The organism is Bdellovibrionota bacterium, assembly GCA_035292885.1.
Lineage (GTDB): Bacteria > Bdellovibrionota_G > JALEGL01 > JALEGL01 > DATDPG01 > DATDPG01.
Genome location: DATDPG010000187.1, coordinates 14,374 through 35,250 on the forward strand (window position 1 = coordinate 14,374; position 20,877 = coordinate 35,250).

At 56.8% G+C, this 20,877-nt stretch carries 18 protein-coding genes and 1 pseudogene; 3 read left to right on the top strand and 16 right to left on the bottom strand.

Annotation, left to right across the window (positions count from 1 at the left end):
* Positions 1-89 precede the first annotated feature (89 nt).
* From VI895_13415 to VI895_13430, 4 genes are read right to left on the bottom strand one after another with little or no spacing between them, the layout of a single operon-like run.
* Positions 90-1,004 carry a M28 family peptidase gene (locus VI895_13415; protein ID HLG20798.1) on the bottom strand — a complete coding sequence of 305 codons (915 nt, stop codon included), beginning with the start codon at positions 1,002-1,004 and terminating at the stop codon, positions 90-92.
* Positions 1,001-1,894, bottom strand: a complete 894-nt coding sequence (gene pssA / locus VI895_13420) for a CDP-diacylglycerol--serine O-phosphatidyltransferase (GenBank protein HLG20799.1) — start codon at positions 1,892-1,894, stop codon at positions 1,001-1,003. The genes VI895_13415 and pssA overlap by 4 nt, the downstream gene beginning before the upstream one ends.
* Entirely contained in the window at positions 1,891-2,574 is a 684-nt protein-coding gene (locus tag VI895_13425) for a phosphatidylserine decarboxylase family protein (GenBank protein HLG20800.1), read from the bottom strand. The genes pssA and VI895_13425 overlap by 4 nt, the downstream gene beginning before the upstream one ends.
* Positions 2,575-2,600: 26 nt before the next feature.
* Positions 2,601-2,846 (bottom strand): YdcH family protein, encoded by a 246-nt coding sequence (locus VI895_13430; GenBank protein ID HLG20801.1) that lies wholly within the window; start codon positions 2,844-2,846, stop codon positions 2,601-2,603.
* 263 nt (positions 2,847-3,109) lie between these two features.
* Here VI895_13430 and VI895_13435 point away from each other — a divergent pair, with 263 nt between their 5' ends.
* Complete coding sequence (locus VI895_13435) at positions 3,110-4,207, top strand: M23 family metallopeptidase (protein HLG20802.1); 1,098 nt, start codon at positions 3,110-3,112, stop codon at positions 4,205-4,207.
* 31 nt (positions 4,208-4,238) lie between these two features.
* On the opposite strand, the pseudogene VI895_13440 reads toward VI895_13435, so the two are convergent.
* From VI895_13440 to VI895_13480, 9 genes and pseudogenes are all read right to left on the bottom strand, one after another.
* A pseudogene (locus tag VI895_13440) lies at positions 4,239-5,012 on the bottom strand (FAD:protein FMN transferase).
* A 68-nt stretch (positions 5,013-5,080) separates the two neighbouring features.
* Complete coding sequence (locus VI895_13445) at positions 5,081-5,665, bottom strand: hypothetical protein (GenBank protein ID HLG20803.1); 585 nt, start codon at positions 5,663-5,665, stop codon at positions 5,081-5,083.
* A complete protein-coding gene (locus VI895_13450) occupies positions 5,662-6,264 on the bottom strand; it encodes an FMN-binding protein (GenBank protein HLG20804.1) in 603 nt (200 codons plus the stop codon). Before VI895_13450 ends, VI895_13445 begins: the two co-directional genes overlap by 4 nt.
* A complete protein-coding gene (locus VI895_13455) occupies positions 6,264-7,457 on the bottom strand; it encodes a hypothetical protein (GenBank protein ID HLG20805.1) in 1,194 nt (397 codons plus the stop codon). Before VI895_13455 ends, VI895_13450 begins: the two co-directional genes overlap by 1 nt.
* Positions 7,444-7,905: a Fur family transcriptional regulator gene (locus VI895_13460; protein ID HLG20806.1), complete on the bottom strand. Its 462-nt coding sequence runs from the start codon at positions 7,903-7,905 to the stop codon at positions 7,444-7,446. The genes VI895_13455 and VI895_13460 overlap by 14 nt, the downstream gene beginning before the upstream one ends.
* Positions 7,906-8,013: 108 nt before the next feature.
* Positions 8,014-8,547, bottom strand: coding sequence for a hypothetical protein (locus tag VI895_13465; protein HLG20807.1), 534 nt, complete (start codon positions 8,545-8,547; stop codon positions 8,014-8,016).
* 92 nt (positions 8,548-8,639) lie between these two features.
* A complete protein-coding gene (locus VI895_13470) occupies positions 8,640-11,081 on the bottom strand; it encodes a DNA internalization-related competence protein ComEC/Rec2 (protein ID HLG20808.1) in 2,442 nt (813 codons plus the stop codon).
* Entirely contained in the window at positions 11,065-12,921 is a 1,857-nt protein-coding gene (gene uvrC, locus VI895_13475; protein ID HLG20809.1) for an excinuclease ABC subunit UvrC, read from the bottom strand. Before uvrC ends, VI895_13470 begins: the two co-directional genes overlap by 17 nt.
* A 55-nt stretch (positions 12,922-12,976) precedes the next feature.
* A complete protein-coding gene (locus VI895_13480; protein HLG20810.1) occupies positions 12,977-13,993 on the bottom strand; it encodes a GGDEF domain-containing response regulator in 1,017 nt (338 codons plus the stop codon).
* A gap of 144 nt (positions 13,994-14,137) precedes the next feature.
* Between VI895_13480 and VI895_13485 the strand changes: the two genes are divergently transcribed.
* Both VI895_13485 and VI895_13490 read left to right on the top strand, forming a co-directional pair.
* Positions 14,138-14,812, top strand: coding sequence for a CADD family putative folate metabolism protein (locus VI895_13485; protein ID HLG20811.1), 675 nt, complete (start codon positions 14,138-14,140; stop codon positions 14,810-14,812).
* Complete coding sequence (locus VI895_13490) at positions 14,809-15,222, top strand: secondary thiamine-phosphate synthase enzyme YjbQ (protein HLG20812.1); 414 nt, start codon at positions 14,809-14,811, stop codon at positions 15,220-15,222. The genes VI895_13485 and VI895_13490 overlap by 4 nt, the downstream gene beginning before the upstream one ends.
* An 18-nt stretch (positions 15,223-15,240) precedes the next feature.
* Here VI895_13490 and VI895_13495 read toward each other — a convergent pair whose 3' ends face one another.
* Genes VI895_13495 through cysS form a run of 3 tightly spaced genes read right to left on the bottom strand, consistent with a single transcriptional unit; the run spans position 15,241 to position 20,838 of the window.
* Positions 15,241-17,424 (bottom strand): PilZ domain-containing protein, encoded by a 2,184-nt coding sequence (locus tag VI895_13495; GenBank protein HLG20813.1) that lies wholly within the window; start codon positions 17,422-17,424, stop codon positions 15,241-15,243.
* A 7-nt stretch (positions 17,425-17,431) separates the two neighbouring features.
* Positions 17,432-19,453, bottom strand: coding sequence for an excinuclease ABC subunit UvrB (gene uvrB / locus VI895_13500; GenBank protein HLG20814.1), 2,022 nt, complete (start codon positions 19,451-19,453; stop codon positions 17,432-17,434).
* On the bottom strand, positions 19,450-20,838 hold the full coding sequence (cysS, locus tag VI895_13505) for a cysteine--tRNA ligase (protein HLG20815.1): 1,389 nt from the start codon (positions 20,836-20,838) through the stop codon (positions 19,450-19,452). The genes uvrB and cysS overlap by 4 nt, the downstream gene beginning before the upstream one ends.
* Between the last annotated feature and the right edge of the window lie 39 nt (positions 20,839-20,877).

Consider the following 20,877-nt stretch of genomic DNA (forward strand, 5'->3'; position numbering starts at 1 on the left):
GATATGGGTTGTGCGAACCGCCGTCAATGCCGCGGCCGGCGCTTAGGGTTCGCGCAAAAATAAGTTCCCACTTTGTGGGCGCCGAGCCCTTATAATCTCGATAACATGCGAAGGATGACTTCCCCCACGAACGAAAGACTCGCGGGCGAGAGCTTGTCGACCGTGTCTTGAGCCGTGTGCCAGTATTTTCCGGGTGAGGTGGTATCCCCGTACGTATAGTCCATCAAGTGAAGCGTCGGAATACCTGCGGAGATGAGCGGAATATGATCGTCGATCATCCCCGAAGGCGTGACGTCCAGAAGTTCGCTGTGGCCCAGATCCTCCACCACCTGCTTTAATTGTGCCCGCAAATTCGTATCGGAATTGAATTCATTCAGGAGACGCAGATCCGCGTCCCCAACCATGTCCACGACGAAGGCCGCCCGGATGTCCTTTCTTCCCTGCAAGGAACTTCCCAGCCGCCGGCTTCCGTACAAACTGTCGGCGTCGGTCCATTGAGCGATCGCCTCCTCCCCGTCCACGAAGTCGATTTCGACGTCAAACGGGAGTTTCCGTTTTTGAATCTCGGGTGTCAGCGCCACGAGAAGCGCAACCGAGGATGCGGCGTCGTTCGCACCGACAAAATCAAATCCGACAAATCGTTTGCTGTCGTAGTGGGCGACCAAAAGAACCTTTCGAATCCGCTGTTGACCGGGAATGACGTACGACAAGTTCACCATTTCGATCCTTCCGATCGGCGTGGGAGCCTGGAATCGATCGGATTGAAGCGCGAATCCCTGCTCGCTCACTTTGCGCGACAACCAATCGCGAACCTTTTGAATTCCCGCCGAGCCTGGAGGACGCGGCCCGATGCCCGTAATCACCTTCGTATATTCGATGGCATTTTCGCCGATGGCCGATACGGCGACTGTTTCTTCCCCCGCGCAGCGCGAAGCGGTGCAGATCAGTGCGATGGCCAGAAGCGTGAATCCCCTGCGCGCTCGGGAGCGAAAAAGCGGTCTCACGACCGCCGGAGCGGACGGACGTTTTCTCCCGTCGCTTCATCCTCGGATTTGGTGCCAGGAGGCGTCGGTAACGGTCCCGAAGCGAGGGAATCCAAGCGATCCAGCGCTTTTCGGACGCGGTGGCGGCGCTTGGCGCGCTCGAACGCCCGCACAGGCCGCGGCAATACGTATTGTTCGATCGGCCCGGACAAGAGATACGCGCAGCCCAAAAAGAAGAGCATCCACCAAGGCTTCGTCACCCAGATCATGAGACCCATCACCACAAGCACCAGGCTATAGAACGGGCGGCGATCCGTAAGGTGCAGTGTCTTAAAGCTTCGGTAAGGAATCGAGCTGACCATGAGGCCGGCCAGCGAAAACGTCATCACCAGGAGATAAACGTACACGTCGTCTTCAAAGAAAAGCGTGGTGTCGCCTTTCAGTTTGCCTTCCCAAATCAAAATGGCCGCCGAGACCATCATGGCCGCCATCGGAATGGGCAAACCCTGAAAGAATTTTTTCTCCACGCTGCCGGATTGCACGTTGAACCGGGCCAAACGCAGGGCTCCGCACGCGAGGTAAAGAAATGACCCGAGCCAGCCGATGCGCCCCATGGAACCGAGCGCCCAAATGTGAAGAACCACGGCCGGGGCGACGCCGAAGGAGACAAGATCGGAGAGGGAATCATATTCGGTCCCGAACCGTGAAGCGGTTCGCGTCCGCCTCGCAACGCGGCCGTCCAGGCCGTCGAACATGGCCGCCAAGAGAATCGCCCACGCGCACTCCGAAAAATCCTGCCTCCCCGCAAGCCCGAGGTTGATCGCGTTGATCACGGCGTAGAAACCGCACATCAGACTTGCCGTCGTAAAAAGATTGGGGAGCATGTAAACGCCCTGGCTTAGATCACTCATCGAAACCTCCCAATGACGCCGCTGCCGCCATGAACTTTGTCCCCCACGCGCACCAGGACGTCCGCGCCGTCCGGAAGATAAATGTCGCATCGGGAGCCGAAACGAATCAGGCCGAATCGTTCCCCTCGATTCACCGACTCTCCCGGGGCCAGTCGGCAGACAATTCGGCGCGCGATGAGGCCCGCGATTTGAACGAACATCACGGGCAAACCTCGGTCGGTGTCGATGAGGATCGCGCACTGTTCGTTGTCCAAGGACGCCTTTTCGGCAAACGCGGCGAGATATTTGCCCGGGTTGTATTGCACGCTTCGCACCCTTCCGGAACAGGGGCTCCGATTCACATGAACGTTGAACACCGACATAAAAACGGAAACCCGCGTCGCCTCACCGGCCAGTAGCCTCGGATACGATGTCCGCCGGACGTCGATCACTTTCCCGTCCGCGGGCGAAACGACGAGATTGGGATCGGACGGAACCGTCCGTTCGGGATCGCGGAAGAACCAGATCGTCCAGAGCGTCAGAAGACCCAACGGCAATCCCGCCCATTTTCCAAGAATTAAAACGCCGAGAATCGTCAGCAGAACGCCGACGCCGACAAACGGCAGGCCGTCGACACAAATTCCCGCGATTCTTTTGACACGTACATACCCGGAAGCCGGAAGGTCTCCTTCCGGCCGCATTTTTACGGCGGGGGCGATCAGAAAATTTACCTTACGGCGTGATGGCGAAGAATCTCCGCCATTCGATCCTTCCGATGCAGTTTCATGACTTGGAGCCGTTTGCGCTCCACCTGTTCCTCGGGCGTCAAGTACGGACGCCGGTCCATTTCCTCGAGTTGCTCGTCCAGGGAGCGGTGGTCTTTGAAGAGTTTCCGGAATTCATCATTCTTCTCAAGAAGTTCACTGACCACTGGATCCCGATCGTGATCGGAACGCACTAATTCTGCGCTCATGCGTCACCTCCTCTGAATGGGTTGATTTTGAAGGGCTCGGATCTCGAAAAGTATAGCACGTCGCTGTCGATCCCTACCGGCATTGTGGTGCGTTTGAACACCCTCTGTCAAACAAAGAAACCTCTGGACAGGAGTGCCTCACCGGCCGCTTTTCGCCCCAAAAAAGGGATACTTATTCTTTTAATTTCAAACATTTAGCTTTCAGTTTGGTGGTACGTGGCTTGCTGTAACTCCCTGTTGGAAAAGCTTTTTGGAGCCAAGTCATGAACGTTCAATGCGAAAGCTGCCGGCAGAGCTTTGAAACACCGGTAACGGAAGTCGGGCGCATCGAATACGCCCGATGCAAGAACGTCTTTCGCGTGAGGTACCGGTTTCGGACGCCCTGTCCCCACTGCAAACAGATCATTCAGCTGACTCCCCACGGCTCTCATTCCGCTTTGGGAATCCCTTGCAGCATCGCCACGGACGAACCGACCGAGGCGTTCAACGCTCCGCCGCCGGCCATTTCACCGGATGACCCGACGCTGCCGCGAACCTTGATGCCCGAACTCCCGAATTCACCTCCCCCCAAGGTGAACATCAAGACTCCGGAGGAGCCCCCGAAAAATCTTCGTTTTCGGCTCATCGAAAGTTTTAAGGGTCGACCGGCGCCGGTGCACGTCGCTCTTCGGCCGAGAAAACGGCCGCCTTTTCCGTTTCTTAAAATCCTTCTCCTCGTCATTATTTCGGTCAGCACGATTTTGACGATCGGCTTGACGATTCTCGCGTTCCAATCGGGGAAGGACAAAGCGGAGGTGATTCCCGCGACACCCGGGCCGGAAATTCCGCCTCCTCGCGAAAACATTCGGCCATCTAACCCGCTCCCCCAGGGCGGACCCGAAAACGACAGCGACGTCGTGGATGACTCTCCTCCCCCGAAGCCGGTCAAACCGACGATCAAATCGATTCCCGGCAAAAAGACGGCCGCACTTTACATCCCGAAAATCGAGAAAGTGACGTCGAGCTACGGCCTTCGACGCGATCCGTTCAACGAGGACCTGAAATTTCACGGCGGAATCGACATCGCCGCCGACGATCGTTCGGAAGTGAAAGCCGCTCTTGATGGAAGGGTCACGTATGTCGGCCCTAAGGGCGGGTATGGAAACGTCGTGATTCTCGACCACAAGGACGGCTACGAGACGCTTTACGGCCACCTCGCCAAGTCGTTGGTCAAAGAGGGGGCCAAAATAAAACAGGGAGATCTTTTGGGTTTAGTCGGGACGACGGGGAGGACGACAGGGCCCCATTTACATTTCGAGCTTCGTAAGGACGGCAGAAAAGTCGATCCTCTTCGCGCGAAGCTGATGGCCCGGAAGTCCTGACCAGACAACCGCCGATTTCAGTGTGGTCTTTGAGATATTCCTTCGCACGCCGAGCTCCCATCACGAATAGCGCCGTGGAGGCCGCATCCCCACGAGCACCGTCCATCGACAGCACCGTAACGGAAAGAAGGTCGTTTCGGACCGATTTTCCCGTTTCCGGGTTGAGAATATGCCCCGGCCGCTCGCTTTGGTTCGATGTGGAAATGTAACCTTCCAGCAGCTGTATGGGCGGAAGTTGAGCCTCGCTGGGCGGAGGGAGCGCTACGTTGAATTTCCATCGTTCACCGCTCCGCCTCCCGCCGAAAACGCCCGCATTTCCCCCCAAATCGACCAAGGCGGCTCTCGCCCCCGACTTTCGTAGAGGAATCAGGGCTTTTTCCAGCGCCCCTCCCTTGGCGATTCCGCCCAAGTCGATCCGGATTCCGCGTCGGCGGAACCGAAAACAGTTTTCGCCGGATTCAACGGATTCGTGCCCGCGATGAATCCCTTTCGGTGAAGAGCCCGCCGTCGGGTCGAAAGCACCTTCGGTTTCCTTCGCGATCTTCAACGCCAAACCGATCATCTCCCGCGTCTCGGCCGACACCGAAACACACCGGTTAAAACCCTCGCGATTAAGGACGGAGATCTCGCTGTCCGTCTTGTACAAGCTCATCAGACGATCCCAACGATCCACCACCGCATGCGCCTCTTGAACCGCCCGAAGCGCCTCGACCTCGGAGAGCCCGACGACTTCGACGCGCAAAAAAGTTCCCATCGTCGGCCAGACCCGCACCAGGGAGGGCGGCTCGGCTCGAAGGCAACCCATTAAGGGGACACACGACGTAACCCAAATTCGTATCCACCAATTCGGGTCCAGTCGCTTGTCCCCGTAATTCACAGCGAATGTTGTGCCAGTTTCACAACGCCACTCTCCCCATTTTGGGATTGACGCGCAGGCTCCTTGGGCCACCACATTTCCCGGAAAGGCACGGCCATCATGTAACCCAGGGCAAACGTCAGTACGATCATGTTTCCGATCTGAACGTACGAAAGGCCGGGATGAACAAAACGGACGAGCCAGGGCGCGGCAATCCCCAGGAGATAAGACGCGAACGCCGATACGATCACGATGCTTTTCGAGCGGTCTTTGAGACGCGTAAGCGTGAAAAGATGCGCCAAGATAAACAGCAAGATTCCCTGAATGAACAGGTGAGGATGACTGACGTCCCCTAATTCCTCTTTGGTTTTCGGAAAAAGCATCTTCGGCGAGGCCGGCCTTTCCACGTTCTCATTCCCGCGCACATATTCCGCCGCCACGCTGGGTTGGAAACTCGTTTTCGCATGAAACATTACAACGCTGAGGGCGATGGCGGCCGCCATCGCCAGATAAAAACAGGAGATCAAGAGCCGCGAACTCGCCGGAAGATACGAATAGTAAAAGTCGCGACGGGGATATTTCTGAGCGTAGATCGAACTCATGGATGGATTACCCTCACCGGTCCGTAGAACTCACGGGTGAATATCAGCGCGCGCCGTGTCGCCACCGCGACGGAATCCGAGGAGATCGTCGCGCCCGAAATGTGAATGATGTCCCGATGAATCCGAATCGGATCGTTCGGCGACTTTCCCTCGAACTGGCGCAAGAACCGCTTACGGCTGACTTCGCCGCCGCGCGATTCGCGATAGACCATTACCGCTATTTCTTTCACGGCCAACTCCGGCGTGATCGCGACCAAGATCGTGATCGGCCGGTACTTCCCTTTTTCGTTCATCACGAGTCCGTACCCGAACAGGGAGCCATTCTTGTCGACGGCCCGATGAAAAACCAGCGTCTGCTCTTCAAACGGGTGACCGATCTTCTGTTCTACGTTCCGTCGAATTTCCGGTGAAATCTCTTTCGTGTCGTTTTCGAACCGGGCGGCTTCGGGAAAGGTCTCCTTCAATGCTTGGTCCTCGGTAAGAAGAATCTGTTCCTTTCCGATCTCTTCCTCCGTCGGTGTCGGCTCCGCCTCGGCGCCGATCACTCGCGGCGCAAGAAACACCTGGGTCAGCGCAAGAAACAAGATCCACTGTCCCATCAAAAATACGTCGCGAACGAAAAAGCCAATTGACTCCCTTCGTCCAGCCCCGTCCCGTTCTCGTTCGCCGCGACACCGAAAAGCGCGTAATCGATCTTGAAGACGGTCTCGTCGATCGGCCGGAAATTGAGGCCGACGGTGAAACGATCGGTGTAGGTGTCCGCGGGCTGGGAACGCTCCGTCGCCAAGTCATATCGAACGACACCCGTGAAATGACTGTCGGGCACCGCCGAGAAAAGCCCGTGCAAGAATTTGTATTGAAGCTGGCCGTACAGACCCTGTTGGTTCACTCCCTTTTCGACCCACGCTTTGGCGTATTCCCCCAAAAGTTCGAACGCTCCGCGCGAATACGTCACGTCGACCGCCCCAATCGTCAGCCAGTCCTCCCCATTGTCGCTGTATGCGCCGGTATGGACGGAACCGCCGACCTCCAAACCGAGAAAAGGGCTGTAGGCGACACGCGACACCATGCTCTTGTCCCGGTTGTTGTCCGAACCGGCTCCGCCGCGGCCTTCCCGAAGATCCGTTCCGGCGGCGTTCACCGTATCGCCGTCAAAGCCGTTGACGACATAAATCTCGTAGCTCATGGCCGCTTCTTCCGTCGGATAGAAACTCCCGAAAAAACCGACCCCCGCCTCGGACAATGTCGTCGGAATGACATATCGATCGACCAACGGCCGATCGGTCAATTCATTGATCGGACCGTCGTGAACCAGGTTGAACCGGCCGAGAGGGTCGAGAATCAAACCGCCACGGAAATTCAGCCAATCCGTCATTCGAAAATCGAGCGTGACAAATTCGACCTTGATTTCCCCGTCCGTCTCTTCCGTCGGGTCTCCCGCGACGAAGCCGCCATGTTCGAATTCAATTTCGGCGGAAAGATGCAACCGGGGGTGGATCTCCCCGAAAATGAACGGCACAAAACGAGTCTGATCGAAAAACGTCTTGTCCGAACCGGTGTCAAACGTATTGAAAAACTGCGTGTCGAAATAACCGCCGAGAAAAGAACCCTTTCCGAACTTCACGACAAAGGGTTTGGAATAAAGCCCCCCGGTGGTCGTCGAAGGGGTGGATGCCTTGATCGGGGACGGTGTGGGTGTCACTTGGGGCTCCACCTCTTGCGCCCAAGTTTTGCCGCAAATCACAACGATCGCAGAAGCCGCCAACGAACCGATTGAATTACGCCGTCGCATGCCTTTCCTCTCCTTTTTTGGTTTTGGCCCCGCAACTTTGACAGAGGCCGTACAGCTCCATTTTGTGGGACCGAAGTTCGTAGCCGTACTGTTCGGCCACCTCATCCTGAAGCTTTTCGATTTCGGGCCTCTGGAACTCCACAATCTTGCCGCAGGAAGTGCAAATCAAATGATCGTGGTGCTCTTTGGGAATTTTTTCGTACGTCGTCGCCCCGGTTTCGAAGTTACGCCGCGCCGCCAAATTGGCCGCCACCAAGAGATTGAGTGTGCGGTAGACAGTGGCAATACCGATCTTGGGATTGACGCGCTGGACGGCCCCGTACAGCTCCTCGATGCCCACATGCTTCGACATTGAAAAGAACACGCGCGCCACCTGCTCCCGCCTTTTCGAGTGCCGGAGCCCTTGAACCGAGAGGTACCTTTCAAAATCATCCATCCAGCGCCGCATTTTGGATCACCGTCCTTTATTGATACGGCTTATCAATATCAACTGCAATGCGGCCGTCAAGTGCGATGAAAATGAATGGCTCTGTGTCTTTGGGGTACCCGCGAGGGTCTATAGGGGTGGCGCGGAAAACTCGGGACGTGCAATACGAATCAGGTCCCGAAGTTCTTCGGCGCACCGCTCGGCGTCGGCGTGAAGCTCACGCGCTTGAAGTTCCTTCATCAGTTCGCTAAGCGCATAAATTCGATCGCCCGCGAGCGTGCTCTGAAAAGCGATTTTTCGCATGATTCGGAATCGTTCTTGTTCGGCGTCGAAGCGCTCGCGGCGCATACCGAGGGTTCGGTAAACCGAAATCAGAAGCGTCGAGCACCAGACGGCCGCCGGACTCATCGGATACTGTGCGACGGCGAGTCTCGCCCAATACAGCGTGCCCCGGAGATCGCCCCCCCAAAACGAGCTCGAGGCTAAACCCGCCTGGGCCAGCGGGCGCAATGCCGGTATGCCCCGTTCCGCCAAACGTTCGAGGCAGCGTCTTCCGCGGGTTCGGGTTTTTTCGCGTTCGCAAAGCAACAGAGCCCGCCGAAGATCGGCAAGATCTTCGGGGTCGATATTGCAGGGTCCGAGCAGCTGCAGGAACTTCTCCATTAAAGGGGATTATATCGCGAACGCACCACAAGTTGATAGTTGACAAAGTGAAAAACCCTTGTCCTATCAAGGAATTGGCATGCCCCACCCCGCTATGGAGTCGGCCTGCGGCAGGGTCGGACGGAGGTCATCTCGGCGCGTCCATTCCCGATCCGGGTGATGATTTCACCGCACTCGTCGCCTCGCCATACGCGCGCGCCGTACTTCATCAGACGCTCCACGACTTCCGGCGATGGATGATGAAATCGATTCCCGAACCCCGCCGTAATGATTGCGTTGGAGGGATGCACCACGGCCAAAAAACCATCGGTCGAAGAGGTTCGGCTCCCATGATGCGGCACCTTAAGGAAATCGGCGTGCGACAGAACCTTGCGCCGAAGCAGATCCCTCTCGCCGTCGGCTTCCAAATCCGCCGCCATGAGCGCCCGGTACCCGTCGATATCCACGGTAACGATGAGCGAACGGTTGTTTTCGCTCTTCAAATGATCTGCCCGCTTCGGCGGATGAATCGGCGTGACCCGGACATCATCCAACGTAACGGCGGCGGTGTCGGCGCCCACCGTTTCCCAAGGAACGTTCCGCTTCAAGGCCACCGATCGCGACTCCAGGACCACCGGCGTCTCGGCGAAGCCGGCAAACCAGATTTTTCTCACGTCCGCTTGTTCGATGACGGATTTTGCGCCGCCGATGTGGTCGCTGTCGGCGTGAGTTAGAACCAAGAGGCTAATCGTTCGAACGTTGTGTTTCCGGAACCACGGAACCAGGATGCGATCCCCGGCGTCGAAGTCTTGCCCTCCCCCCGGCCCGGCGTCGACCAGAACTGTTTTTCCCGTACGCGAACGGATCAACGTGGCGTCGCCCTGCCCCACGTGGAAGACATGAATTTCGTCGACTCCTTTGTGCCGAAGCCATCCGTCGACGACCGGCGAATAAAGCGAAAGAAGAACGCCGGTCAGAGCCATCGCCGTATTCAGGAAAGCCGACTGAATCCTTTGTCCTTTCCACGCGAGAACAAGAATGAAAAGAACCGCATAACCTAAACAAGAAACTTCGGAGAAATAAGGAACCCAAAGATCGGACGCGGGCCAAGAGCCGATTCGTTCGACCCAAGGGATCCACAGATCCAGCCAGACGCCGAGAACGCACATCAAAAAATCTCCTAGCGGGCGGAACGGACCGCAGACAAACATGGCCAAAAATCCGAGCGGCGTCGCGATTCCTCCAAGCGTGGGAACGAAAATCAGATTCCCAAGCGGCGACCAGAGCGTGATCTGTGCGAAATGATAAAGCACGACGGGAAGAGTGGCGAAGATAGCTCCGAGCGTCGCAATTCCGAGCGAACGACACCCAAGTAAGATTCGATGGAGCGGGTCCGGTTTTTTCTTTGGCGGAGCCGGGAATAGCGCAACGCCCAACAGAATGCCGAGAACGGCCAAAAACGAAAGCTGCGCCGAGACATCGAACAGATAAAGGGGGGAGACCAAGAGAACGCCGAACGCCGCAGCCAACCATATCGCGAAAGGATCGCGCGAACGCCCGAACAAAAGGAGCAGGCCGCCCAGAAGAACGGCTGCAAGGGAACGCACCGTCGGAACGGGGAGATCGGTCAAAAGACAAAAGACCACGGCTCCGATGGCGCCCCCCATCGCTCGCGGAAACCAAATCGGCACTCGCGAAACGAGGAACACCGAACGGCTCCAAAGAAACCCCGCCAAGAGCGACCCGACCGCCGCCATCAACGCCACTTGAAATCCGGAGACCACCAAGATGTGGAGAATTCCCGCTCCTCGGAAGGCCCGTTCGAGACCCTTTGAGATATCTCCTCGATCGCCGAGAACCAAACTCTTGAAGAGCGCCGCATTGGAGTGGCTTAAAAAGAAATCGGCTCGCTCACTCGCCTGCCAACGAAGCCAATTCAGCATTTTCCAAAGCGGCGGCATCGATGTCGCCATCGGTACCCATCGCTGATCATCCGCAATCGCGCCGACGGCCCCGATCGACCGAGTCCGCGCGTATCGCTCGAAATCAAATTCCCGGTCGTTTCCGAAATTTCGAGGCGTCCGCAACCTCGCCCGGAAACGAAAGGACTCTCCCCGTTCGGGAGTTTCAAAGCCTCGCATCGAAAGGAGCGCGTGAATTTCCAACGGCTCCCAATTTCCATCGTTCTGCCATGAGTGAACCAAAGCGCGAAAGCGGTATCCGGCCTCGGAACGCTCCGGATAACTTTCCACGGTCGCGTCGTAGATTTGGGCCTCGGTGGCTTGGGGAGGCGCGGAAGAACCCGGTGCGTATCGAACGACATTTTGGTTATGAGCGCGCTCGGCGCCGATCAACATCGCCACAAATACAAGGAGAAAGGTTGTAACGAGACTCCTCTTTAAGAACCACGCACCTATCCCGAGCAGTAACAAAACAAACACCGCAATCAGGATCCACGTTCCGCCGATTCGATCGCTCAGCACAATGCCGAACGCATACGACACGCAATACGGAAGAATCGGCAGGCGGGAAAGAAAATCATTCTTCGGAGGCATCTTCGACCCGATGGAAAAAATCGAACAGCATCCGGGCCGCGGGCGCCGTCATTCCCTTTACAGCGGAGATCTCTTCGATCGACGCGGCTTGAATACGTTCCAAGCTACCCAAGGATTTTAAGAGCGCTCTTTGCCGTTTCGGGCCTACACCGGGTATCCGGGAGAGAATCGACTGCAACGTGGCCTTGTTTCGCGCTTTTCGGTGATGCGTAATTCCGAACCGGTGGGCCTCGTCTCGAACCCGTTGGAGAAGATGAAGGAGTGGATCCGACGGCGCGAAGATGAGCGGATTTTTTTGGCCCGGGAGAAAAACTCGTTCGGGAGCGTATTTCCGACCGCTGCGGGAGCGCAGCTCCTTTTCCTTGGCGAGCGACGCGAGGCTCAAATCCGAAATTCCGAGGTCACGGGCGACTTCGACGATCTGGCGAAGCTGTCCTTTTCCACCGTCCACCAGAACTAAATCGGGGCGGTCGTCCTCCGACATCGTCCGGAAACGGCGTTCGAACATTTCGTGCAGCATCGCAAAATCGTTGGACCCCTTGACGGTCCGGATGCCGTAATGGCGATACTTCGTCTTGTCGGCCTCCCCGTCGATAAATGTCACCCGTGAACCGACCGGCTGTGCCCCATGGAAATTGGAAATGTCGTAACCTTCGATCCGTTTCGGCAGTCGCGGCAAATGAAGTTTTCGCTGAAGATTCTCGAGAAGCTTTACATTCCGTTCGCTCCGTCGTTTCCGTTCGGCCAGAGAGGAAACGGCGTTTCGCTCCGAGAGGAGGAGCAGCCGGTGCGCCGTTCCCCGCTGAGGCTGGAGGATCTTCACCATTCTTCCGCACCGGTCGGCCAAAAGACTCTCAAAGATCGCGGCGTCCGATACGGAGTGTTGAACCAGAAGTTGCGGGGGAATTTCATGCCCCGGAAAATCGGATAAATAATATTGTTGAAGAAACGCCCGTGTAATTTCCGGAGCGGACGAAATCGGTTCGTTCACGAAAAACTCATCCGCGGAAATCAGCCGCCCGCGCCGGATCTTCAAGATCTTCACGAGCGTGGCGTCCTCATCCCCGGCCAGACCAATCGCGTCGGCGTCCCGTTCGTCCTTCCGCGATTCCACTTTTTGCGGCTCCAACGTCCCTTCCACGGCCAACATCCGATCGCGAAGCTGCGCCGCCTCTTCGTAAAGCTGGTCGGTCGACGCGGCGGTCATTTCCGACTTCAAGCGTTCGATGAGGGTCAGCTTGTCGCCCGCTAAAAAGAGCTTCGCCTGTTGGATCTGCCCGGCGTATTGATCCTCGCGAACCCATTTCACGCACGGGGCCGTGCACCGGCGGATCTGGTGCTGGAGACACGGACGGGTACGGCGGTCAAAAAACGAATCGGAACAGTCCCGAATCTGAAAAAGTTTCTGAATCAACTTCAGCGTCTGGCGAAGATCCGCGACGGACGAATAGGGCCCGAAGTACTCGCTTCCGTCGCGCACGATCTTTCGCGTGACGAACAATCTTGGAAAGGCGTGCCTCGTCAGCCGGAGACTCGCGTACGACTTGTCGTCGCGAAGCAGGATGTTGTATCGCGGCCGATGCGTCTTGATGAGGCTGTTTTCAAGAAGGAGGGCCTCTTTCTCGTTGTCGGTCAGAAGCCATTCGACCGTTTCGACTTGCGGGACGAGGATTTGAACCGATGGGCGCTCATCGCGGCCCGGAACGACGTATGCTTTGAGCCGGTCCCGCAGACGTTTGGCTTTTCCCACATAGAGGACGTTTTCCTCGGCGCCCTTGAGAAGATAGACGCCCGGTGATTGGGGGGCCCGCTCGATCTGCTCTGCGGCGTTCCGGTGCACCAGACGATGGGATCACCGGCTGGAGAAAAGACTGAACGACGGCGAACCGGCGGGGTCAATGCACTCGACGGAGTGGCGTGCGCCTTGGGCTTTCAAACGGAACCGTCTCCGGGGACTCGGTCGGCTCTTGAACTTCTCTTACGCGGGGAAGCCTCGGCGGAACGTAAAACTGCACATGGCGCCCTTTCCGCTTCTTGGCCTTGTACATCGCCATATCGGCCTTCGATATCAAATCATCGAGTCGTCGGCCGTCGCCGGGGCAGATCGAAATCCCGATGCTGATGTCGACGACCATTCTGCGCCCGCAGAACAGCACGGCATGCCGCACGGCGCGAAGCATCTCGCGAGCGACGCGTCCGGCATCGGATCTGTTTTCAATATTGCACAACATCGCGATAAATTCGTCGCCACCTACCCGTCCGACCACATCGCTGTGACGTACGGCTTCTTTCAGGCGCTCCGCAACCGACTGAAGAACATGGTCCCCGGCGGCATGCCCCCACTGATCGTTGATCTGCTTGAAACCGTCGAGATCGATGAATAGAACGGCCAATTTGGATCCCGAGCGCCCGGCGTTGGCCACCGCCTTTTCCAGATATTCCCCGAAGAGGTAGCGGTTCGGAAGATTGGTCAATTTGTCATGCGTCGCGAGGTAGTGCTCTTGCTCGCGCAGAAAATCAACTTCCAGGAGAAGGCGATTCCGCGCTATCGCGTAACGGATGGAGCGCGAAAGGTGCTCCGTATCCACTTCCTGTTTGAGCAGGTAATCTTGCGCTCCTTGCTTCACGGCCTCCATAGCGACCGATTCATCTTCGAGGGTTGTAACGATGATGACCGGCATGTGAGGGGCTTCTCTCTTGACACGCAGGAAGGTGTCCAGTCCTTCGTTGTCGGAGATCATGAGGTCTAGGATGATGAGATCGATCGAACGCTCCTGAAGGAGCTTGAGACCCTCGGCCAGCGAAGAAGCCCCGTAAAGGAGAAATTGATCGCTTAAGTGAAGAAAGTCGCACGCGGCCTTCCCCTTCCCGCAGCATGGCTCGATGGCTAGGATTGCCGGTCTTTCTTCCACGCGCCCTCTCTGGTTCTTATGGTTGACGTGAGTTTCTCATATGCCAAGCCGGAAATCCTGATGGGGATCAGGGAAATTTAACTTTCGTTGATAAATCGAAACGCCTGACCTAGAGTTTCCGCTTAAATTTTCCGGAGGATTCCTATGCACCCCTTGGACAAAGTCATCTCGAAGCGACATCTCCTGAAACACCCCTTCTACCAAAGATGGGTGGACGGGCGACTGACGATGAATGAACTTCGCGCATATGCAGCGAACTATTATCCGCACGTCTTGGCGTTCCCCACGTACGTGTCCGCCGTTCATTCGCGATGCGAGGACATCAAACAACGACAGGCGCTGCTCGAGAATTTGATCGAGGAAGAACGGGGGGAGGAAAATCATCCGGAACTTTGGCTTCGATTCGCCGAGGCTGTGGGCGCAACGCGCGAAGAAGTGAACCGGACCTCGCCGATCGCTGAATCCCATGAATTGGTCGAAACGTTCAGACGGCTGACACGCGAGAGCTTCGCATCCGGCCTGGGTGCGCTTTACGCCTACGAATCGCAGGTCCCGGACATCGCCCAACAGAAAATCTCAGGTCTGGAGAAATTCTACGGCGTCGAAAACGCCCGCGGACTCAAGTTTTTCGCCGTCCATCAAGAAGCGGATCAATGGCATTCCGCGACCGCTCGCGAAGCGATCGATCGATTGTCCGACGTGGAAAAAGAGCAAGCCTTGGAGGCCGCAAGAACGGCTTCGGAGGCGCTCTGGAACTTTCTGAGCGGCCTCGACCGGGCGAACGGTGTCGACTCCCGCGGCTGCGCATCCGCGGCATGAAAACGCTGACCGAGTACCTTTATTTTCATACCAAGAAGCACCGCGAATACATCCGAATCACGGACCCGGTCGAGGAGATCGTCCGGAAAAGCGGCGTGCACGAGGGGTTCGTCCTCGTTTCCGCGATGCACATCACGGCGGGTGTTTACGTCAATGACGCGGAAGACGGTTTAATCGCCGACATCGACGAATGGGTCGAGAAGCTGGCTCCGTTTCGTGAAAATTATCGCCACCATCGGACCGGGGAAACCAACGGGGACAGCCACTTGAAGAGTTTGCTGATCGGACATGAGGTCATCGTTCCGATTACAAAAGGGGAACTCGACCTGGGCACCTGGCAGCAGATTTACTACGCCGAGTTCGACGGCCGGCGGAAAAAGAGGCTGATTGTGAAAGTGATGGGGGAATGAACGTGGCCCGCCATACGCTCATCCTCTCACGCGAGCCGGGCGTTCTTGGGCGATCCGCCGGTCACGGGCACGCTCGTGGGCCGCGGCGGCTTTAATGAAGTTCGGGTGAAGACGAACGGCCTGGGCGTACGACTTCTCCGCCCGTGACCAATTGCCGAGATAAGCAAAAATCTCTCCCCGAAAGTATCGTAAGTGAGGATCGGCGGGCTCGTGTTGGATCGCATCTTCCAGTAGTTCAGAGGCGCGCTGCAGGTGTTCCTTCGGATCCTTCGTAAAGAGCGCCCATGCGAGATACCCTCGAAGACTCGAATCGTCCGGATACTGTTTGAGCGCGGCCTCGAGAAGGCGTACGGCCTCTTTCACTTTCCCCTGTTCCAGTGTTTGAACGCCGCGCAGAAGATATCGCTCGATATCAATCTGCGAGTCCCGGCCCGCCCCTGACGGTTTGCTGCCTCGGCGGGCATAGATCTGGCGTAAACCGGGATCCCTGAGCGTGTCATAGGCTAAGCGAATCCAGGAGGCGATTTGGGCGGCCTGTTCGCACGCCTCGGGATCTTCCAAATTTTCGATCAAAGTGGAGGAATAGGGCGCCGTGCACGCCACATAAGCCCGCATAAGCTCGGCCTCATTAGCCGTCGGACGAACGCCGAGAATCTCGTAAAAATCGAGAGATCGAAGGCGCTTGTGATCCTCTCGTATCCGCCGCTTGAGCGTCTCCATCGCCTGCTCGCTTAAAGCGGGGGCGGCGGCCTGTTTTCTTGATACACGGGCCGCGGTTTCCTTTGTAGGTTGCGCGAAGTCCAGCGCCGCCCATCCCGCCAGGATCAGAGCGAAAATATCCGGGAGCAGAAGATCGACCGACTCTTTAAATTCAGCGCTGATTTCCAACAACGATCGCGATTCGGCGATTAAACGAAGAAGTCGAAGAACGCGCGGCGGTATAGGAGCATCCGCGGAGGGCGAACTCACGCGGCGGATCCGACTCTCCGGCGCCAGGCCCATCCAGGAGCGAATCAGGGGCGGATCGTACCAGCGGCGAATCCCGGAAAAGAGGATATGGAACGTCCGAAGAGGAAAAATCGAGATCGAAGCGGGCCATTCGGTGACCGTGGAGAACATGAACTTGCCGTCGAACCAGGGAAACGTGTGGATCAGTTTCTCCTCATGATGTTCGATCAGCGCTTCGGCCAAGGCCGCGCCATCGATCCAGCCGTTCTTGATCAGCACTTCTCCGTAGCGCAGGTCACTTTCCCCGACCTCACGCATCGACGCCTCCCAAGCGTCCAGGGAGATTTTCTCCTTCTGAACAAGATAATATCCGAGCTTATCGGTGCGGCCGTTCGATTCGACAAAGATGGGCTGACCCTGTTTCAGATAAACGGACGTCTTCAATTCCCGAAATTCCAGGCGGAGCAATCCGGTGGCCCGCTTACGATGGAGGTCCAAGAGAATCTCGGGAACCAAGTAATGTCCCAGCGATCCGGAGAACGGAATTTCCTTCACCTGTCGCCGTTCAGGCGTGCAGCGGTGGACTTCCAGTCGGTGAAGGTATTGTTCAATCGCCGCTTTAGCCTCGGGGACCAGATCGACGAACTGCACGCCAACCCCGGGCGCCCGTCCCACTTCCAGCGCCTTTTGCGCACTCATCAGATAAGCGATTCGTCCCGTGACTTCGATGGGGTCCGGCACGCCGGGAATTTCGAGTTTGGCGCGGATCGGTGTGTTGGGCTTCAAATGGGTTTCCGTTGCTAAATACATCCCGCCTCGGCTCAGATTTTGGATGTATTCGGTGAGAAATGCCCCTTGGGATTCGAACGAAACCCGGTGATACACGTCGAAACGCTCCTCACTCGGTCGATGAGCTTCGGCCGCCTGCGAGCGCAACCGATGCACGAGCTGGAGATATTCGGCGGAGGCCGCAGCCAGGGAGATTCCCATCCCCCCGGGACATTCCACACCGTCGTCGATCCGTTTGGAGAGGCTCCAGACGACCGTCCCCTGAACGCTGACGACCTGCTTTCCGGAACCCACCGTCAGTGACAGCTCCGATCCCAGGCTTAAGATTCGATCGGATTGAACAAAGAGCCCTACTTCCGAGAGATCGAGAATCACTCCACGCTGACTTACTCCGCCCACTTCGAAGCGGACCACCATCCGGTGTTTGATTCGTTTGGATCGTCGACGATCTTTTGACGCCGTCATGTCGGCATCATCCCGTCATCACGGAGCGCTTTTGAAGGCGCAAAATCTTGTCTCGAAGCTCGGCAGCCTGTTCGAATTCCAAGTTCTGGGCGGCCTTAAACATCTCTTTACGGAGCTTTTCCACCATCGACGTGACATTTTCAAGGGGAATATATTCCTCGGATGGCTCGGCGGCTTTCGCGAAATCCACGTAGTCGGCCTCATACACGGCCGCCATCGGCGAATGTATTATCCGCTCGATCGTCGCCGGCGTAATGTTGTTCTCTTGGTTGTAGCGAGCCTGTATCTCGCGCCGTCGTTGCGTTTCGTGGATCGCTTTTTGCATCGATTGCGTGACCTGATCCCCGTACATGATCACCCGCCCACGGACGTTTCGAGACGCCCGGCCGAAGGTCTGGATTAACGAAGTGATGGACCGGAGAAAACCTTCTTTGTCGGCATCCAAAATAGCCACAAGAGAAACCTCCGGAAGATCGAGCCCCTCGCGCAATAAGTTGATGCCGACCAACACGTCGAATTTCCCGAGGCGCAGGTCGCGAAGAATCTCCACCCGCTCGAGCGTATCGACGTCGGAGTGGAGATATTCCACTTTCACGTTCAGTTCCCGATAATAGTCCGTCAGATCCTCCGCCATTCGCTTGGTGAGCGTCGTCACCAGAACCCGTTCATTTCGCTCGACCCGTTTGCGTATCTCACCCAACAAATCGTCCACTTGTTGCGTGGCCGGGCGGACTTCGAGTTCCGGATCCGTAAGTCCGGTCGGTCGGATAATTTGCTCAATCACCTCCCCTTTCGTGCTCTTCAGTTCATAGGGTCCGGGCGTCGCCGATACGAACACGGTCCTCTTGGGAAATGCCTCGAACTCTTCAAACGTCATCGGGCGATTGTCCAGGGCGGAGGGGAGGCGAAAACCGTATTCCACCAATGTGCTCTTGCGGCTGCGGTCCCCTCGAAACATTCCGCCGATCTGAGGGATGGTGACGTGGCTTTCGTCGATGACGCAAACGAAATCTTTGGGGAAATAATCCAGGAGCGTCGGCGGCCGCTCGCCGGCGGCAGCCCCGGTCAGATGCCGGGTGTAATTTTCAATTCCCGAACAAAAGCCCATTTCCTCCATCATTTCGATATCGAACAGCGTGCGCTGCTCCAGACGCTGGGCCTCGAGCAATTTGTTTAAGCTTCGAAGCTCCTGCAATCGCCCGCGCAACTCGTCTTGGATACTCTGAATGGCCCGCCGGAGCTTGTCTTTTGGGGTCACGTAGTGAGTTCCGGGATAGACCGCCGCACTCGGCAATTCGCGAATTGACTGGCCGGTCAGCGGATCGAATTCCCTTATTTTCTCGATTTCATCGCCGAAAAAGGAAATCCGGAGGGCCCGTTTCTCTTCGTGCGACGGAAAGATCTCCACGACATCGCCCCGTACACGGAACGTGCTCCGCGTGAATTCATAGTCGTTTCGCTGGTACTGAACGTCGACCAGGCTGCGAAGAAGGGCGTCCCGTTCCATCTCCTCGCCGACGTTCATCGAAACCAATTGTGCCTTGTACTCCTCGGGACTGCCCAAGTTGTAGATGCAGGATACGGACGCGACGACGATCGTGTCGGGCCGCGTGAGAACGGACCTCGTCGCCGAGTGGCGCATCTTGTCGATTTCATCGTTGATTCGGGCGTCTTTCTCAATATACGTGTCGGTCGTCGGAACGTAGGCTTCAGGCTGATAATAGTCGTAGTAGCTGACGAAATATTCGACGGCGTTCTCCGGGAAAAAATTCCGGAATTCGTTGTAGAGTTGCGCCGCCAGCGTTTTGTTCGGAGCGATGATCAGAGCGGGCTTCCCCGTCTGAGCGATCATGTTCGCCACGGTGAACGTCTTGCCGGAACCGGTCACTCCGAGAAGAACTTGATACGGTTTGTTCTCACCGAGACCGGCCACCAGCGAATCAATCGCTTCCGGCTGATCCCCTTTCGGCACGAAATCGGTGGTAAGCCGAAAAGGGCTGTTCCCGTTATTCAACTTCTTTGGCGTCACTTAGTGTCCGATATCCGCCAGGTCGTGCCTTCCGGACTGTCTTCCACAATCACGCGCAGCGCCTTAAGTTCATCTCGAATTCGGTCGGCGCGTTGAAAGTCCTTCGTCCGCCTGGCTTCGGCCCGCTGGGCGATGAGCGATTCGATCTGGGGACGATCAAAATCCGCCTTCCCGGGAATCGACTGGAAGTACGATTGCGGGTCGTCCTGCAGGAGTCCCAGGACGTTGGCCAGGCGAATCACCGTGGCCCGGAGAGCCATGGCTTCCGCCACGGTTTCCGCTTTCTGCTGGAGCCGATTGGCTTCCTTTACGGCGTCGAAAAGCACGGCAATCGCTTTCGCCGTATTGAAATCGTCATCCATTGCTTCCCGGAACGGCCGGGCATATTTCTCGGCGGAAGAACCTTCCCGAACGTCTTCGGGTATCGCAAGCAGCACGCGGTACATTCGATCCAATCCCTTCGCCGCTTCTTCGACCGCACCGTCGAAAAAATCGATGGGCGAACGGTAATGGCTCGACAACAGGTAGAGGCGCAACGCTTCGGGATGGTACTTGGCCAATAAACTCTTGAGCGTGACGATATTTCCCAACGACTTCGACATCTTTTCTTTGTTCAGATTCACGAACCCGTTGTGAAGCCAGTATTTCGCAAACGGCTTTCCATGTGCGGATTCCGACTGAGCGATTTCGTTTTCGTGGTGCGGGAAAATCAGGTCCCGCCCGCCCGCGTGAATGTCGATCGACTCCCCCAGTAATTTTTCCGCCATCGCCGAGCATTCGATGTGCCAGCCCGGTCTTCCGGCGCCCCAAGGGGACGGCCAGGAGGGCTCACCCGGTTTGGCTCCCTTCCAGAGGGCGAAATCGAGGGGATCCTTTTTGTGCTCGCCCGGCTCCACACGAGCGCCGGCTTCTAAGTCCTCGACATCCTTTTTCGAGAGCTTTCCGTACGCTTCGAACGATGGAATCGAGAAATAAACATCGCCGCCCGCCGCATACGCCTTGCCTTTCTTCACCAGTTTTTCAACCATGCCGATAATTTCGGGCATCGTCTCCGACGCCAACGGCTCTTCGTCCGGTTCAAGCAATCCGAGCGCGGCCATGTCCTCGTGAAAAGATTTCGTGTACCTCGACGCCACGGCACCGAAAGGGAGTTTCTCCTCGTTTGATTTCCGAATGATCTTGTCGTCGACGTCCGTAATGTTCCGAACATATCGAACCGAAAGGCCGGAAAACCGAAGGTAACGAACGATTGCGTCGTACGAAATATAGGCGCGGCCATGGCCGATATGCGCGTGGTCGTACACGGTCGGACCGCACACGTACATCGTGACTTTTCCGGCCACGAGCGGCTCAAAAGGCTCGATTTTGCCGGAGAACGTATTCATTAGGCGGAGCACGGCCCTATGGTATCTGGATTTCATACC